24 protein-coding genes and 1 pseudogene are annotated in these 15,136 nt (G+C 47.0%); 8 read left to right on the plus strand and 17 right to left on the minus strand.

Annotated features, from left to right (window positions below):
* The first annotated feature begins 52 nt into the window (after window positions 1–52).
* Window positions 53–412, plus strand: coding sequence for a BrnT family toxin (locus ACRJJO_RS08125; protein WP_431065339.1), 360 nt, complete (start codon window positions 53–55; stop codon window positions 410–412).
* Window positions 390–572: a BrnA antitoxin family protein gene (locus ACRJJO_RS08130; protein ID WP_431065340.1), complete on the plus strand. Its 183-nt coding sequence runs from the start codon at window positions 390–392 to the stop codon at window positions 570–572. The genes ACRJJO_RS08125 and ACRJJO_RS08130 overlap by 23 nt, the downstream gene beginning before the upstream one ends.
* Before the next feature lie 555 nt (window positions 573–1,127).
* On the opposite strand, the gene ACRJJO_RS08135 is transcribed toward ACRJJO_RS08130, so the two are convergent.
* Window positions 1,128–2,048, minus strand: a complete 921-nt coding sequence (locus ACRJJO_RS08135; RefSeq protein ID WP_431065341.1) for an Rpn family recombination-promoting nuclease/putative transposase — start codon at window positions 2,046–2,048, stop codon at window positions 1,128–1,130.
* Between the two features lie 496 nt (window positions 2,049–2,544).
* Here ACRJJO_RS08135 and ACRJJO_RS08140 point away from each other — a divergent pair, with 496 nt between their 5' ends.
* Both ACRJJO_RS08140 and ACRJJO_RS08145 read left to right on the plus strand, forming a co-directional pair.
* Window positions 2,545–2,841, plus strand: a complete 297-nt coding sequence (locus ACRJJO_RS08140; protein ID WP_431065342.1) for a BrnT family toxin — start codon at window positions 2,545–2,547, stop codon at window positions 2,839–2,841.
* The gene (locus ACRJJO_RS08145; RefSeq protein ID WP_431065343.1) at window positions 2,831–3,109 is read left to right on the plus strand and encodes a hypothetical protein; all 279 of its coding nucleotides are present in this window, start codon (window positions 2,831–2,833) and stop codon (window positions 3,107–3,109) included. Before ACRJJO_RS08140 ends, ACRJJO_RS08145 begins: the two co-directional genes overlap by 11 nt.
* An 838-nt stretch (window positions 3,110–3,947) precedes the next feature.
* Here the strand turns inward: ACRJJO_RS08145 and ACRJJO_RS08150 are convergent.
* From ACRJJO_RS08150 to ACRJJO_RS08160, 3 genes are all read right to left on the minus strand, one after another.
* Window positions 3,948–4,334, minus strand: coding sequence for a type II toxin-antitoxin system VapC family toxin (locus ACRJJO_RS08150; RefSeq protein ID WP_404356657.1), 387 nt, complete (start codon window positions 4,332–4,334; stop codon window positions 3,948–3,950).
* Entirely contained in the window at window positions 4,334–4,594 is a 261-nt protein-coding gene (locus ACRJJO_RS08155) for a hypothetical protein (protein ID WP_431065344.1), read from the minus strand. Before ACRJJO_RS08155 ends, ACRJJO_RS08150 begins: the two co-directional genes overlap by 1 nt.
* Window positions 4,595–5,153: 559 nt before the next feature.
* Window positions 5,154–5,693 (minus strand): hypothetical protein, encoded by a 540-nt coding sequence (locus ACRJJO_RS08160; protein WP_431065345.1) that lies wholly within the window; start codon window positions 5,691–5,693, stop codon window positions 5,154–5,156.
* Window positions 5,694–5,767: 74 nt separating this feature from the next.
* Here ACRJJO_RS08160 and ACRJJO_RS08165 point away from each other — a divergent pair, with 74 nt between their 5' ends.
* Both ACRJJO_RS08165 and ACRJJO_RS08170 read left to right on the plus strand, forming a co-directional pair.
* Window positions 5,768–6,016, plus strand: coding sequence for a type II toxin-antitoxin system Phd/YefM family antitoxin (locus ACRJJO_RS08165; protein ID WP_431065346.1), 249 nt, complete (start codon window positions 5,768–5,770; stop codon window positions 6,014–6,016).
* Complete coding sequence (locus ACRJJO_RS08170) at window positions 6,013–6,399, plus strand: type II toxin-antitoxin system VapC family toxin (RefSeq protein ID WP_431065347.1); 387 nt, start codon at window positions 6,013–6,015, stop codon at window positions 6,397–6,399. Before ACRJJO_RS08165 ends, ACRJJO_RS08170 begins: the two co-directional genes overlap by 4 nt.
* A 321-nt stretch (window positions 6,400–6,720) precedes the next feature.
* Here ACRJJO_RS08170 and ACRJJO_RS08175 read toward each other — a convergent pair.
* From ACRJJO_RS08175 to ACRJJO_RS08185, 3 genes and pseudogenes are all read right to left on the minus strand, one after another.
* A pseudogene (locus ACRJJO_RS08175) lies at window positions 6,721–6,948 on the minus strand (type II toxin-antitoxin system YafQ family toxin); the annotation flags it as partial.
* Between the two features lie 22 nt (window positions 6,949–6,970).
* Window positions 6,971–7,237, minus strand: a complete 267-nt coding sequence (locus tag ACRJJO_RS08180) for a type II toxin-antitoxin system RelB/DinJ family antitoxin (protein WP_431065348.1) — start codon at window positions 7,235–7,237, stop codon at window positions 6,971–6,973.
* A gap of 308 nt (window positions 7,238–7,545) precedes the next feature.
* Window positions 7,546–7,992: a hypothetical protein gene (locus ACRJJO_RS08185; protein ID WP_431065349.1), complete on the minus strand. Its 447-nt coding sequence runs from the start codon at window positions 7,990–7,992 to the stop codon at window positions 7,546–7,548.
* A 550-nt stretch (window positions 7,993–8,542) separates the two neighbouring features.
* Here ACRJJO_RS08185 and ACRJJO_RS08190 point away from each other — a divergent pair.
* Together ACRJJO_RS08190 and ACRJJO_RS08195 are read left to right on the plus strand one after the other, a co-directional pair.
* Window positions 8,543–9,013 (plus strand): hypothetical protein, encoded by a 471-nt coding sequence (locus ACRJJO_RS08190; protein WP_431065350.1) that lies wholly within the window; start codon window positions 8,543–8,545, stop codon window positions 9,011–9,013.
* Between the two features lie 244 nt (window positions 9,014–9,257).
* Window positions 9,258–9,536, plus strand: a complete 279-nt coding sequence (locus ACRJJO_RS08195; RefSeq protein WP_431065351.1) for a hypothetical protein — start codon at window positions 9,258–9,260, stop codon at window positions 9,534–9,536.
* A gap of 224 nt (window positions 9,537–9,760) precedes the next feature.
* Here ACRJJO_RS08195 and ACRJJO_RS08200 read toward each other — a convergent pair whose 3' ends face one another.
* From ACRJJO_RS08200 to pssD, 10 genes are all read right to left on the minus strand, one after another.
* On the minus strand, window positions 9,761–10,000 hold the full coding sequence (locus tag ACRJJO_RS08200) for a toxin-antitoxin system HicB family antitoxin (protein WP_431065352.1): 240 nt from the start codon (window positions 9,998–10,000) through the stop codon (window positions 9,761–9,763).
* A complete protein-coding gene (locus ACRJJO_RS08205; protein ID WP_431065353.1) occupies window positions 10,000–10,416 on the minus strand; it encodes a putative toxin-antitoxin system toxin component, PIN family in 417 nt (138 codons plus the stop codon). The genes ACRJJO_RS08200 and ACRJJO_RS08205 overlap by 1 nt, the downstream gene beginning before the upstream one ends.
* A 634-nt stretch (window positions 10,417–11,050) precedes the next feature.
* Complete coding sequence (locus ACRJJO_RS08210) at window positions 11,051–11,323, minus strand: hypothetical protein (protein WP_431065354.1); 273 nt, start codon at window positions 11,321–11,323, stop codon at window positions 11,051–11,053.
* Window positions 11,316–11,597: a helix-turn-helix domain-containing protein gene (locus tag ACRJJO_RS08215; RefSeq protein WP_431065355.1), complete on the minus strand. Its 282-nt coding sequence runs from the start codon at window positions 11,595–11,597 to the stop codon at window positions 11,316–11,318. Before ACRJJO_RS08215 ends, ACRJJO_RS08210 begins: the two co-directional genes overlap by 8 nt.
* Window positions 11,587–11,901: a transcriptional regulator gene (locus ACRJJO_RS08220; RefSeq protein ID WP_431065356.1), complete on the minus strand. Its 315-nt coding sequence runs from the start codon at window positions 11,899–11,901 to the stop codon at window positions 11,587–11,589. Before ACRJJO_RS08220 ends, ACRJJO_RS08215 begins: the two co-directional genes overlap by 11 nt.
* A gap of 649 nt (window positions 11,902–12,550) precedes the next feature.
* On the minus strand, window positions 12,551–12,673 hold the full coding sequence (locus ACRJJO_RS08225) for a hypothetical protein (protein WP_431065357.1): 123 nt from the start codon (window positions 12,671–12,673) through the stop codon (window positions 12,551–12,553).
* A 220-nt stretch (window positions 12,674–12,893) separates the two neighbouring features.
* Entirely contained in the window at window positions 12,894–13,118 is a 225-nt protein-coding gene (locus tag ACRJJO_RS08230; RefSeq protein ID WP_431065358.1) for a hypothetical protein, read from the minus strand.
* Between the two features lie 461 nt (window positions 13,119–13,579).
* Window positions 13,580–13,804, minus strand: coding sequence for a hypothetical protein (locus ACRJJO_RS08235; RefSeq protein ID WP_431065359.1), 225 nt, complete (start codon window positions 13,802–13,804; stop codon window positions 13,580–13,582).
* Window positions 13,805–14,110: 306 nt separating this feature from the next.
* Window positions 14,111–14,566, minus strand: coding sequence for a PssE/Cps14G family polysaccharide biosynthesis glycosyltransferase (pssE, locus tag ACRJJO_RS08240; RefSeq protein WP_431065360.1), 456 nt, complete (start codon window positions 14,564–14,566; stop codon window positions 14,111–14,113).
* The gene (gene pssD, locus ACRJJO_RS08245; protein WP_431065361.1) at window positions 14,563–15,063 is read right to left on the minus strand and encodes a PssD/Cps14F family polysaccharide biosynthesis glycosyltransferase; all 501 of its coding nucleotides are present in this window, start codon (window positions 15,061–15,063) and stop codon (window positions 14,563–14,565) included. Before pssD ends, pssE begins: the two co-directional genes overlap by 4 nt.
* Window positions 15,064–15,136 lie beyond the last annotated feature (73 nt).

A 15,136-nucleotide genomic window follows, 5' to 3' on the forward strand; every position in this document is an offset into this window, starting at 1 on the left:
CTACCGTTCGCCCTTCGACAGGGCTCTCCTGAGCGTAGCCGAAGGGCTCAGGGTGAACGGTAGTTTGAGGCTTCACCAAGCCGGTGAAAGTGTTGTAGGCCGTTCATGCTTCGACTTAGCTCAGCACGAACGGCCTACAACACATGCCAACTGCTCTTTCCAGGATAATAAAAACATCGCTGAACGCGGCTTGAGCTTTGAACGCGCGGTTGATTTTAATTCTGAAACCGCTGTTATCTGGATTGACGACCGCAAGACATACCCGGAAGTGCGTTTCTCTGCATTCGGTCTGTTGACAGGACGTGTCCATTCGCTGGTTTTTACTGAAACAGCCAACGGTATTCGGGTAATCAGCTTTCGCAAAGCAAATAAACGTAAGGTAAAACGGTATGAGCAAGCCAGTAAATCCTGAGTTGATAGATGACGAAAACCCTGAATGGACTGAAGAAATGATCAGTCGGTCTGTTCGTTTTGACGATGTGCTGGATGCCTTCAAGACGACCGGCAGCGGCTGGCAAACGCGTATGAACGAGGCATTAAAAGAATGGCTTAAAGAACATCCGGCTGCATAGTTTCCTCAACATTTCTCGATAAATTTATGCTGAGTATTTATATTTGATATGTCGAAATTTGCTCATTTGTCGTTTCCCACTTTTTATCGAGATAAATCGGCTTTTAGGGGTATTTTTGATGAATTTGCCGCTGATTTTCGCTGAGCGTATCTAGCCTGCTCTATGAGAAAGGTGCTTAAATCTAGGGCAACCGCATTAAAAATAAGTCGAAAACATAAAGCTCAGAAATGAGCATGAAATAAGTTAGGCAACCGACGTACCGATTTTTCGCTGTTTCCTAAACTCCGGGTTTGTGAAACCCTTCACGTAAACTCTTGCTTAAAGGTTTCGAGAAGCTGGAGCTTTTCGTACTGCATTCCCAAGCAAATAGATTGGGAACAAGCGAATAAACCAGGACGAACAGGCAAAACACCCCAAAAAGCCATCGAAGCCACAACGGCTAAGCATACTAGGTTGCGCATCGCGCACTTTAAAAACGCCGTTGCAACCAATCCGAGTCAATGAAGATGAACTTTAGGAAATGCTATATATCTAGACCTGACGCCAATGCCTCTTTTATAAGGACTCATCTGAAATGAAATGCGCAGGGTTAGCACGTATTTCGGCAATAGCATCAATGCTGAGCCCAGTCAATTCAGCTATGTCTTCATCGCTCATCTCCCAGCGGATCATTCTGATCGCTAAGTTGCGTTTTTCATCAAGCCGACCTTCTTCTTTTCCTTCTTTTTTACCCTCTTCTCTTCCTTCTTCTCTTCCTTCATCCCTCGCTGTGTCGATTACGTTTTTTAGATCGCGGTAGTATTTCAGACTGGACTCATAGGCGTCGCGCTCTTCCGGCTGAAAACGGGCGATCCGGGCTTTTTCGAACAGGCTCAGGAAGACCCTTTCGCGCAGTCTTGGCGGAATTTCGTCCAGTTCATGCAGGTGGCGGAACACGTAAAACCATTTATCTTGCAGCGTGTCCAGTTCATCCTCGGTTTTAGTGAAATTGGGTAGGGTCAAATAAATAAAGGTCAATTTATCGTAAAAAACCTGATGATGCTGGTTTTTCAATTGGACCCGATGCACGACTTCGTGACGGCCTTGGTTTTCGTCTTCATCAAAGACAAAATCCAGGATGCCGATCGTATAAACCGCAGCCAACTTAAAATTCCAGTCACCTCGCTCGGCTTGCTGTTGAATCGGAAAAGTGGAATAAAACACGCTACGATCTTTAAAGAAGTTCTGCTTAGCTTTTTGCAATTCTACAATGAAGTATTCGCCGGTCGAGCTGACACAGCTGAGGTCGAAAATTGCTTTACGGTCTAAAGCCGAAGCCCCCTGACGTTCATTTTGATTGAATTGCAACTCTTGAATTTGGTGTTTTTCCGGCAGCAGGGTATTTAAAAAGCTGATCAAGTGCTCTTTACTAGCTTCTTCACCAAACGCTTTTTTGAAACCAAAGTCGGTAAATAAGTTGATGTATTTTTCTTTCACGGCACGGATTGAGCTTATTAGGGGAAATTAGGATGGAGTTTAGCATATCTATTTATTAGCTTTTTCAAGCTTTAGATGAACTCGACATCGTCCTCTGATTTTCGATGGCCGTATCTACCCGACTCTATGAGAAAAGCACTCAATCCAAGACAATCGCATTAAAAATACATTGAAAATCTAAAGCTAAGCACAGTAGGCCGCGCACCTTGACAACGCCCATTGCAACCAATCACCCATATCCAAACCCCGGTGCGCGATGCGCACCCTACACAACTTCGATACGGTCCGTCTTACGGTAAGCGAATCTTTCCAGCCATTCCAAAGCGCCGATAATCTTCTTATTTTTGATTGCACCGACGGCAAGAAAAATAACCTTTTTCCTCAGGCTCTGACTCCTTAATTTAGTTTTAATTGTACTTTGTAAACAATTTTCGTTATGAAGTTAATAAATCCAATAATGTATTGACAATGTACATATAATGCATAAAATCGCCTAATGGATATCCGCTTTGAAAAAAATGGCATCGCCTTTACCTGGAATGATCGTAAAGCAGCGGCTAATCCTAAGAAACACAATGGAATAACTTTTGAACAGGCTACCGAGGCATTCTTTGATCCCTTTTTCAAAGTAGTTGATGCAGGGCGAAACCAAGAAGCACGAGATGCGGTTATTGGCTACGATGAGTCTGGCCGATTGCTTTTCGTCGTGCATATTGAGGTTGAAGACGAAGTTATTCGTCTGATTTCAGCTAGAAAAGCTACTATTACTGAGCGCAATGACTATGATTTCTGACACTCTTAAAAACCGTTTAACCAAAGACCGTCCAATGACTTCAATTACCTTACGTATTCCGGTCGATGTAGTGGAGTCTATGAAGGCTATTGCACCCTACAAAGGCTTTTCAGGCTATCAGGCGTTATTAAAATCATACATTAGTGAAGGGCTACGCCGAGATGAAGCGCAATTTACATTTAGCAAAGAAGCGAAATTGATCGCAGCATTAAAGAAACTGGGCGTTCCCGATAGCATCATTGAAGAGGCCGCACGAGATGTAGTTTAGCCGAAAGCTATAATTCTAATGGCTACAATGATTTGGTTTACAATCCCCACCTACTCAATTGCGGACTTCACCTAAAAAAATCGGCTCTTCCCTGCCTGCCATGGCAATAGCGAATCGATGCCAATAGGCGCCGCGCCTTAAGTAACTGATAACTGGCATTGAATGCCTTTATAGTACCTTTTTATCCCAATCAACCACGTCCGAACCCCTGTTCGCGATGCGGCACCCTACACAACTGATTCCAAAACTTCTTCAAAACGCCGCGCCAACACCCGGCGATCGAACTCGGCTCAGGCTGCTGTGGGAGCGATCCCCTGATCGCGATAATCGGAGACGAACAAGCAAAACACCCCAAAAAGCCATCGAAGCCACAAAAGATAAGCACAGTAGGCTGCGCACCGCACACCTTTGCATCGCCGTTGCAACCAATCAACTTTTCCTCGTTCCCACGGTCCTCCGTGGGAATGCATACCGATCTTGCCTCGGCAACCAACGTATGGGTTCCCACGGAGGACCGTGGGAACCAGAAATACTCGACATCGTCCTCTGATTTTCGATGGCCGTATCTACCCGACTCTATGAGAAAAGCACTCAATCCAAGACAATCGCATTAAAAATACATTGAAAATCTAAAGCTAAGCACAGTAGGCCGCGCACCTTGACAACGCCCATTGCAACCAATCACCCATATCCAAACCCCGGTGCGCGATGCGCACCCTACACAACTTCGATACGGTCCGTCTTACGGTAAGCGAATCTTTCCAGCCATTCCAAAGCGCCGATAATCTTCTTATTTTTGATTGCACCGACGGCAAGAAAAGTAACCCTTTTAAAACATTCACTTTGATCCCATATCGGTTTGGGAAAAATCGTTTCCTTTGAACAGCAATGGCTTGTTGAGTTGTTTGGCAAGCGCGTAGCTGCAACAATCACCAAAATTCAATTTAGCCGGATGTCGGCCTTTACCGTATTCTCGCCATGCTGTTCGTGCCAGTTTGGCCTGCTGATGATCGAATTCGACAATAATGGGGGACAAATTAGCAAGCCATTCGTCTAATTTTTTGGCACCGGCAACGCCTTTCTTATATTCGATGACCATAGCAGTTTCGACGAGACTAACCGCACTCAGGTAAAGTGTCTCCGCTTCAATGAGTTGATTCAATAATTGGTCGGCATCCGGCTCGAGCAGCAATACTGCGATCACTACGGATGAATCGATAACCATCAATCATTACCCCATAAACCGTTATCGCTTTGATCATAACCAAGGATTTGATCAGGGGAACGATGATCGAGCGTAGGCAAAGTTGCACAGTCTTTCGCTATCTGCATGAGTTTTTGCTTTTTTAACATCTTTTGAACGTTTCCCTCTTGAGAAAAACGATCGATCTCAATATCGTCGATTTTTAATTCTTGATGCTTGGACAAGATAGCCATTAATCGATCGACATAGGCTTCTTGTATTTTGATATGTATCGTGGCCATAATTTTTGGAGTTCCCCAAGTTGGCATCGGTTAAACCGTCCGTATTTCAAAATCCTCGCAATGTCTTTCTCCCGCTTGTTTGCCTACCAATAGGTCATAGCCATCTTCGGAGCGCGTAGGCGATATGCGTTATTTGACTTCGACTTTCATCCGGCTTTGTCTAAGCTGCGAACCAGCGAGAATGCCTGATTTTTGCGAAATTCAAGCGGAATTACGACTTTGACCTTGTTCGGAAACAGAAACGCTTTGCATGGCGTTGCCCCTCGATTTTGATCGGTTGATTCAGTATGCCGTGAACCGATTATTCAAGCAGTAAAATATACACTGATGTCAAAGCAACCGCAAAACGTTGCACAGTAGGCTGCACACCGCGCACCTTTGCATCGCCGTTGCAACCAATCAACTTTTTCCTCGTTCCCACGGTCCTCCGTGGGAATGCATACCGATCTTGCCTCGGCAGCGAATGTATGGATTCCCACGGCGGACCGTGGGAACCAGAACTTAGGATTGTCCTTCCACTAACTTAATAGCAGTGAACCCCGGTGCGCAATGCGGCACCCTACACAACCGATACCCAAACCTCTTCAAAACGCCGCGCCAACGCTCGGCGATCGAATTCGGCACTCACACAGGCTTTCCCGGCTTCACCCATCGCCGCGCATTTTTCCGGCGCATCGGCCAAAGCCGTTATCGCGGCAGCCAGTTCCTTCGCTTTTTCGGGCTCGATACTTATTCCCGAACCGGTCTTTATTCCTCGTTTCCTCGTTCCCACGGTCCTCCGTGGGAATGCATACCGACCTTGCCTCGGCAACCAATGTATGGGTTCCCACGGCGGACCGTGGGAACCAGAAATAACGTCAGTCTTACTCTCGCAACCGCCAAGCGCCACAATATGCACCTTAAAGGCATTGGTAACCGCTACGATACGATCCGCCTTACGGTAAGCGAATCTTTCCAGCCATTCCAAAGCGCCGATAATCTTCTTATTCTTGATGGCACCGACGGCAAGAAAAATAACTTGACTCCTTTGTACCAACTTGCTTGGGTTCGATAAAACGCTCGTTTTATCGAACCCAAGAATAGGGGAAGTAAACGGCAAAATTACCTATTTGAAGTCTTGATTGAATTACGTGGTTAGCTAGACTAGACTAAGTATTTTTTATGGGGAATGTAATGCAAACTGTAAATATGTTACAAGCCAAGTCCTCGCTGTCCCGCTTAGTAGAGGCCATTGAGCAAGGGCAAGAGCGTGAAATCGTGATTGCCAGGAATGGACGCCCAGCTGCTAAGCTTGTTCCGATAGATACTGCACCATCCGGGAAGCGGATTGGTGTAGCAAAAGGCTTATTCGTGGTGCCGGACAGCATTGATGTGCATAACGACGAAGTGGCTCAGTTGTTCATGGGTGAGGTGCAGTCTTGAATCTGTTGCTGGATACTCACGTTGCACTATGGGCTATCACGGATAGCCCAAAACTGCCACAAAAGGCACGTGATTTGATTTCATCACCCAAAACGACCGTTTGGGTCAGCGCGGCGAATGTCTGGGAAATTGCAATCAAGCATTCGCTAGGTCGAGGCGACATGCCGGTTTCTAGCCGAGACGCGATGCGCTATTTTCAGGAATCTGGTTATCGCTTCCTCGCCGTTGAGGCGGAACATGCTATAGCGGTCGAAGAACTGCCTTTACATCACCAAGACCCGTTCGACCGCATACTTGTGGCTCAAGCACTCGTAGAGCCGATGCGTTTAATGACCCACGATCCCTTGGTAGCGCTCTATAACGACACAATTATCAAGATTTAAACTTGAGTTGATTTTACTGTGAAAGTTACGTAGCAGCCGCCCGAAAGCCTAGCGACAAAACACCGTTGACTTTCATTTGCCGGAGCGATGACCGGGCGTTCATGAACCTAAAAAGAGCAGTTAAGAGTCTCAAACTACCGTTCGCCCTGAGCCCTTCGGCTACGCTCAGGAGATCCCTGTCGAAGGGTGAAGGGTAGTTTGAGGCTTCACCAATCCGCGCAACGGCTAAGCGGAGTAGTCGTCTGCATTTTCTGGCTCGATGCAAATACCCGAACCCAAAAGTAACCCCTTGTACTTTCCTTGTATATAGAAGCCTTAAGGTTAACCAAACAATTCACTATGCGAACCCAACCGCACTAACAGCAAGGTATCCTCGTCTGGCTTGCTGTAGATCAAAAGCAAGTCAGGTTTAACATGGCACTCACGATAGCCTGACCAGTCGCCAGACAGGGAATGGTCACGGTATTTTCCAGGCAAGTCTTCATTGCTAATCAGCTTGTACAAAACCTCAATCAGTGCGGTGTTTATATCGCCATGTTTTTTGAAATCCCGCTTAAAAGCCGTCTAGCGCTCAATCGTCCGCATTCAGGTCAGCCATCAGTTCATTGATGGTATTGAAGCTCTCACCCTTTCCTGCTTCAAGTTCAGCGATGGCTTTTCGCGTCGTTGCATTAGGCACTTCCACCGTAAATGGCAGTCGATGCTCCTCTGCAATACGTATCATAAGCAAACGTATTGCGTCCGATACCGTCAATCCCATTGCTTCTAAAGCTTCGGTTGCAAGCTCCTTCGTTCGTGTATCAATACGAGCACGGACATAAGTATCTGCGGGCTCCATAATTATTCCCATTAATTAAGTAATTGGCACAAATTGTAGTTTCAATGTAGTCACAAATCAAGTTAACTCATATACTACTTAGATCTTAGGGAGAAATTAAATTGGCAGAAGGAGTAGGCTAACTAACTGTGTGTTGTATTTTTCCAGAGTACTGAGCACCGCGCACCTTGACAACACATTGCAGCCAATCAACCGCATCCTAACCCGGTCCGCAATGCGGCACCCTACACAACCGAAGCCAAAACCTCCTCAAAACGCCGCGCCAACACCCGGAGGTCGAATTCGGCACTCACACAAGCTTTCCCGGCTTAGCCCATCGCCGCGCATTGGTCCGGCGCATCGGCTAAAGCCGTAATTGCGGCAGCTAGTTCTCTCGCATTTTCAGGTTCAATACTTATCCCCGAACCGGCCTTTTCCACAATTTCCCGACTCTCACCACGCACGCCAAGAATCCTCGTTCCCACGGTCCTCCGTGGGAATGCATACCGATCTTGCCTCGACAGCGAATGTATGGATTCCCACGGAGGACCGTGGGAACCAGAAATGTCTTCACGATCACGCAAAATTTCAGCCGCATCGAGAATCACATCCAAACCATGCGCCATGCCATGCGTGCCGACATAAGCCGAAACAAACTTACCCTTAACACCCAGCGAATCGGCAAACGCATCATCGCACGGTTGATCAACAAAAAACCCGAGATCGACGCCGTTACGAATAACGGTCGTTTTACTCTCACTACCGCCATACGTCACAATATGCAACCTGAATGCATAGTAACCGCTACAATACGGTCCGCCTTACGGTAAGCGAATCTTTCCAGCCACTCCAAAGCGCTGATTATCTTCTTATTCTTGATCGCACCGACGGTCAGAAAAGTAACCTGACCCCTTTTATAGCAATTAGACCCGAAAAACCAATTTATCGATCAATTTTTAGCTATAGCAAATTGTTTTATATGGCTATTTTGTGGGGATACCTCAGAACCTGACCCCTTTTATAGGCTGCGCACCGCCCACCTTTACAACGCCATTTCAAACAATCAACCGCATCCAAACCCCGGTGCGAGATGAGCACATTACAACTATCGAACGGCGCCATGACCCTATAAAACACATAATTGAATTTGTGCTTCACATGAATAAGAGGCCGGGATAATTTTTATAGTTAATGCCAGACAACAAGAAAAGTAACCTGGCCCCTTTTAACCGAAGGGTCCATAGATAAGGCTTGAAAAAACTGAAATTAAATGTAAGACGGGTATATAATGCCGGCTGAGACGAATACCAATTAAGTGATCGAATCATGTTAGCCGCAGAAGATATTGAATACATCAAAACACATTTAGCCGTTTGGCTTGCCGAACAATCGCTCGGCAAACCGCCGGTAGTTTATGAAATCGAATTGCGCGAGCGCATGGTGCGGGTTGAAGAAGCGCTGAAAAACCAAGGCGAAGAGCTCAAAGCGCAACGCGAAACCATGATGATGATCATGCAGCAGATGGATAAGCGTTTCGAACAGGTCGACAAGCGCCTCGAACAAATGCAGCAAGAAACCAACAAGCGTTTCGAACAGGTCGACAAGCGCCTTGAGCAGATGCAACAAGAAACCAATAAGCGCTTCGAACAAATGCAACAAAACACCAACAAGCGTTTTGAGCAAGTTCATCAGGAAATACTACAAATCCACCGCGACATGCGGCAACTAACCATGTGGGCGATGGGTATATTTCTATCAGTCGCCGGCCTAGCTGTCGCCGTGTTCAGGCTGGTATAGCGGTTATCTCCAAGCAGAACGGGGATTTACTAGGACGAGGCCTACAAAACGACTGCAATGTCATAACGTGGGAGCGATCCCCGGATCGCCCATTTTCAGGTTCAATACTTATCCCCGAACCGGCCTTTTCCACAATTTCCCGACTCTCACCACGCACGCCAAGAATCCTCGTTCCCACGGTCCTCCGTGGGAACGCATACCGATCTTGCCTCGACAGCGAATGTATGGATTCCCACGGAGGACCATGGGAACTAGAAATGTCTTCACGATCCCGCAACATTTCGGCCGCATCGAGAATCACATCCAAGCAATGCGCCATACCGTGCGTACCAACGTACGCCGTAACAAACTTATCTTTGACACCCAGCGAATCGGCAAACGCATCGTCGCACGGTTGATCGACAAAAAACCCGAGATCGACGCCGTTACGAATAACGGTCGTTTTACTCTCACTACCGCCATACGTCACAATATGCAACCTGAATGCATAGTAACCGCTACAATACGGTCCGCCTTACGGTAAGCGAATCTTTCCAGCCACTCCAAAGCGCTGATTATCTTCTTATTCTTGATCGCCCCGGCGGCAAGTAAAGTAACCCCTTTTAGATGTTTGATATTCTGATGCGAGACAATAAAGATAAGCTTTAAAAAAATGCTACATTTCCAGACTTGACCCCAATGCCTTATGACCCCAATGCCTTAACCCCAATGCCTTTATCTTTTACTAAAAGCCTGCGATTTAAAGCATCATGGCAATTCGTCGCCCTTCATTGGCTCGGCATCCGGGCTGGCGGACAGCCAAGCATCGAAAGCCATCGGTTCGCCGCGGGCCTGACGTTCAAGGAAGTAGGCTTCGGTTTTGAGTGCCGAGACTTTTTCGGCGATCGCGGTAACGAAAAACTGATTTACCGAAACCTGCTCTTCCTCCGCGACTTTGCGGGCATACGCGAACAGCGATTCGGGCACGCTCAAGGCATAATTGGCCATTAGTTCTGCTCCTGTTGTAAGCGGCGTAAACATTCACCGGGGTTAAGCACCGACAGACGGAAATGGCTGGCGGGGGCAAAATCGTTCACATTCAAAGTAACCAGCGCGTTAGCTCGACCGTTAAGCGCGGTTTCAAGCACCATTTCGTCGACCGGATCGCGCAACTGTGGTCGCCATAAATAGTGCAAATGCACCGGCTCGATGTACTGGCTCATTGCATCAAGAAAGGTATCAGTCATTAAGATCGTGCGATTACCAATGGCTAAATGCTCAGGGCGTTTCAGTACCGCCTCGTATTCCAACATTAGAGGCACCGATGCCAAAGCAATAAATCGGCGGTTGCGCAACGCCTGCAGCAGCGCGTATGAGGCCCCGTTACGACTTCGTGCGGCCGCAACCAGAATGTTGGTATCCAATACGATCCGGCTTTGATTCATATTGCATATATTATGACATTACTTAAAAATAAGCCAATGGGCCATTTCAGAAGCCCACCATGCTCACACTCAAAGCAGGAAAACCATACTCACCATTTTTCGTTGAGTAGGACGGGGCTTGAAATGCTAGGTGAAAATGCCATTAAGTTAAGGGCTTTTGCGTTCGCCCTGAGCTTGTCGAAGGGTGAATGAAATAGTCCTTATCGATAAGTGAAGACATCCATAACTTCAACAGACTCACCACAAACCGCTTAACTTATTGGCATTGAACGCTAGGTGAGAGGAAGGCGAAAAGGCCAAACACCCAAAAAGTGCACAACGGCTAAGCACAGTAGGCTGCGCACCGCGCACCTTGTTAACGCCATTGCAACCAATCAACCTCGACCAACCCCGGTGCGCGATGCGGCACCCTACACAACCGAAGCCAAAACCACCTAAAAATGCTACGCCAACACCCGGCGATCAAATGCGGCACAAGCTGCTGTGGGAGCGATCCCCAGATCGCGATAATCGAAGACGAACAAGCAAAAACACCCCAAAAAGCCATCGAAGCCACAACAACTAAGCACAGTAGGCTGCGCATCGCGCACCTTGACAACGCCATTGCAACCAATCAACCGCATCCAAACCCCGGTGCGCGATGCGGCACCCTACACAACTTACTCTCGCGCCTGCCATGCGCCACAATATGCACCTTGAACGTATTGGTAACCGCTACGATACGGTCCGCCTTACTGTAAGTGAATCTATCCAGCCATTCCAAAGCACCGATAACCGTCTTATTCTTGATCGCACCGGCGGCAAGAAAAGTAACTCCTTTTAGTGGGGGTCTCAATAATTTCCAGGAAAATATAAATAATGCAACGATGCCGAAACAATTAGGCATGAAATTCCCTAAGCACCTCCGGGTGAGTTATTGCAACTCTCAGCAAGGTTTTAGCTGCACCGGTAGGTTCACGCCTACCTTGTTCCCAATCTTGTAATGTTCGTGGCGATACGCCAAGCAACTTTGCAAACTCAGTTTGCGAAAGACCAACAAACGACCTAGCTTGTGCTGCCTCAGTGAGGGCCACGTTAGTTACCCTGGCAGCATCGCCGCGTTTCATTTGCTTAATTGACTCAAGCAAATCTTGTTGAAATTGTTCCATTTCAGAGAGCATTTTCCACCTCTTTTTTTAGTTCTGCCAAAAACGATGTTGGCAAATTGTCGAATTTTGCTTTCGTATAAGCAATCAACAGCCAAATGGCATCATTTTCAATAACAAAATAAATAACACGCGCTCCGCCTCTTTTGCCTTTCCCCATACGCGACCAACGGACTTTCCTGCAACCACCGGAACCGGAAATGACCGCACCTGAGTAAGGGTTTGCAGCAATCCAGTTGATGAATTCAGTTACTTCGGCATCTGTCCATATTTCTGATGCGTATTTGCGGAAAATAGAAGTTTCGGCGACTGTGAACATGCCATGATAATACGGCAAAGCCGAATAAGTCGCAAACTAGTCGATTCTTACCCCTATCGAATGTTTTTTTCTAGGCAAACGCCAAAAAAAAGAAATCATCAATGTGCTTAATTTGGCAATTAATGAGATCATGATTAAACGATATCCAATGCATTTGTTCATTTAGCAGCATTCTGCACCTCGTTACCGTTCTCAGAATTTGAAAACGCTATTATAAACACTATTTTTATAACGCAAGTATTCAGTCCTCTTCTTTGAAAATGAAGGCCTAGAGAAGATTTTTAAAAATAAATCCACCTATTTTTAAAGAGGGATGCTAGCAATTAAGCCTGAATTGCCGTTATTGTCTTTGGCAGGACGGGGTTTGTAACCCCGTCCGAAACGTTTCAACCGTAGCCGAAGCAAGTCGAAACATTGGGGACGGGTTAAATAACCCGACCCGCCGGAGATACCCGTCGGTCGAATTCGGCACAAGCTTGCTGTGGGAGCGATCCCCAGATCGCGATAATCGAAGACGAACAAGCAAAACACCCAAAAAAAGCCATCGAAGCCACAACAACTAAGCACAGTAGGCTGCGTACCGCGCACCTTGACAACGCCCATTGCAACCAATCAACCGCATCCTAACCCCGGTGCCCGATACGGCACCTTACACAACCGAAACCAAAACCTCCTCAAATTGCCGCGCCAATACCCGGCGGTCGAATTCGGCACTCACACAGGCTTTCCCGGCTTCACCCATCGCCGCGCATTTTTCCGGCGCATCGGCCAAAGCCGTAATCGCGGCAGCCAGTTCACTCGCATTTTCGGGCTCGATACTTATCCCCGAACCGGCCTTTATTCCTCGTTCCCACGGTCCTCCGTGGGAATGTATACCGATCTTGCCTCGGCAACCAACGTATGGATTCCCACGGAGGACCGTGGGAACCAGAACCTAGGATTGTCCTTCCATTAACTTATTAGCAGTGAACCTCGGTGCGCAATGCGGCACCCTACACAACCGATTCCAAAACCTCCTCAAAACGCCGCGCCAATACCCGGCGGTCGAATTCGGCACTTACACAGGCTTTCCCGGCTTCGCCCATCGCCGCGCATTGGTCCGGCGCATCGGCTAAAGCCGTAATCGCGGCAGCCAGTTCCTTCGTATTTTCGGGCTCGATACCAATCCCCGAACCGGTCTTTATTCCTCGTTCCCACGGTCCTCCGTGGGAATGCATACCGATCTTGCCTCGACAGCGAATGTATGGATTCCCACGGAGGACCGTGGGAACCAGAACCTAGGATTGTCCTTCCATTAACTTATTAGCAGTGAACCTCGGTGCGCAATGCGGCACCCTACACAACCGATTCCAAAACCTCCTCAAAACGCCGCGCCAATACCCGGCGGTCGAATTCGGCACTTACACAGGCTTTCCCGGCTTCGCCCATCGCCGCGCATTGGTCCGGCGCATCGGCTAAAGCCGTAATCGCGGCAGCCAGTTCCTTCGTATTTTCGGGCTCGATACCAATCCCCGAACCGGTCTTTATTCCTCGTTCCCACGGTCCTCCGTGGGAATGTATACCGATCTTGCCTCGACAACCAATGTATGGGTTCCCACGGAGGACCGTGGGAACCAGAACCTAGGATTGTCCTTCAATTAACTTAATAGCAGTGAACCTCGGTGCGCAATGCGGCACCCTACACAACCGATGCCAAAACCTCTTCAAAACGCCGCGCCAATACCCGGCGGTCGAATTCGGCACTTACACAGGCTTTCCCGGCTTCGCCCATCGCCGCGCATTGGTCCGGCGCATCGGCTAAAGCCGTAATCGCGGCAGCCAGTTCCTTCGTATTTTCGGGCTCGATACCAATCCCCGAACCGGTCTTTATTCCTCGTTCCCACGGTCCTCCGTGGGAATGCATACCGATCTTGCCTCGGCAACCAACGTATGGGTTCCCACGGAGGACCGTGGGAACCAGAAATCGCGGGGTTACCATGGTACGCATAGCGTACCCTACGCGGTTCGTCTAGCGTTAGGTGATCCGCTAATGTTAAGTGACAATAAATGGTATCGAGGTCTCATTGGTTAAGATTGCAAAAGGGTAATTTTTGACTTATGTATAACGATGAGAGCTCTAGCGTGGGAATGATAATTGCCGGGGGACTAAATAGTTACACCCGATCCCTTTTATTGCAGACCCTTTTTAGTGCATTGCTAAAGTAATAATCTAACCTAACAAATAATCTGCAATTTCCTTAGCACAAAAAAAACTATCTTTCTTAAAAGGCTTTAGTTCGATTTTTCCATCTATAAAAGATTGAATACAATCGGGGATTTTACTTATATCTTTTGCAAATAATAGATGCTCTTTGTTCGATAAATGCTGGCATATATCTAACTGGTGGTCATCTATTCGCTCAAGATTCGGAATAGCACAGATAGGTAATGACATTTCAAGCAATTTATAAATAGAACCAGCACCACCATGTGTTATTACAAAATCAGACGACTGATAATAAGCCTCGATATTTTTTTCAAATGAAAAGGCCTTTCGATTCTTTGGGATATATTTGCTTGGTCCGAATTGAATTGTCACCTCATGCTCATCGAAAAAAGGGCAGTTATCTACAAATTCAACTAACTCGTCGAAGGCAGTTGTGCCTACAGTGACAAAAATTCTCATAACAAGCCGCAGTAAATCGCTGATTTGTAAAAACGAAGTTGCTCTCTGTTTTGAACATAAAACTTATTACAAATCCAATAGTTAAGTTTTCCAGTTAAACTTTGGGTATCAAACCTTGACCAGGTTTCCAAGTGAACAGCGCGTTTTGTAAACAAGCGCGCTATTGCACAAATTACCACACAAAATCCTGGTCCCGTAGAAACCACGCCCAAGGTAGATGCGGAGCTGATTAAAACAAACATTTCTTTTAAATTCTTTATTGCATTTATAAAAGCTTTAACCGTATAGCCGTCTTCTTTATATCGTAAAGGAGGATAATATAAATGTTGATTAGACCATGTCGGCCTTTCGTGAAAATCACCTACTGTCACGATATCAATATTTACAAGGTAGGGTTTCATAGCCATATAAAGACGTGACGCTTGAGCCGTATGCCCACCTTCGCCAAAACAAAAAATCACGCGTTTTAGCTCCGCTTTGTTTCTTTTATCAAACATAGTCAGTTTGTTTCACTCCACCTAATTCTTTATAGAGTTTTGATATTTTCGCCACTATTACTCAATTAGTCTA

The organism is Methylotuvimicrobium sp. (assembly GCF_050611805.1).
GTDB lineage: Bacteria > Pseudomonadota > Gammaproteobacteria > Methylococcales > Methylomonadaceae > Methylotuvimicrobium.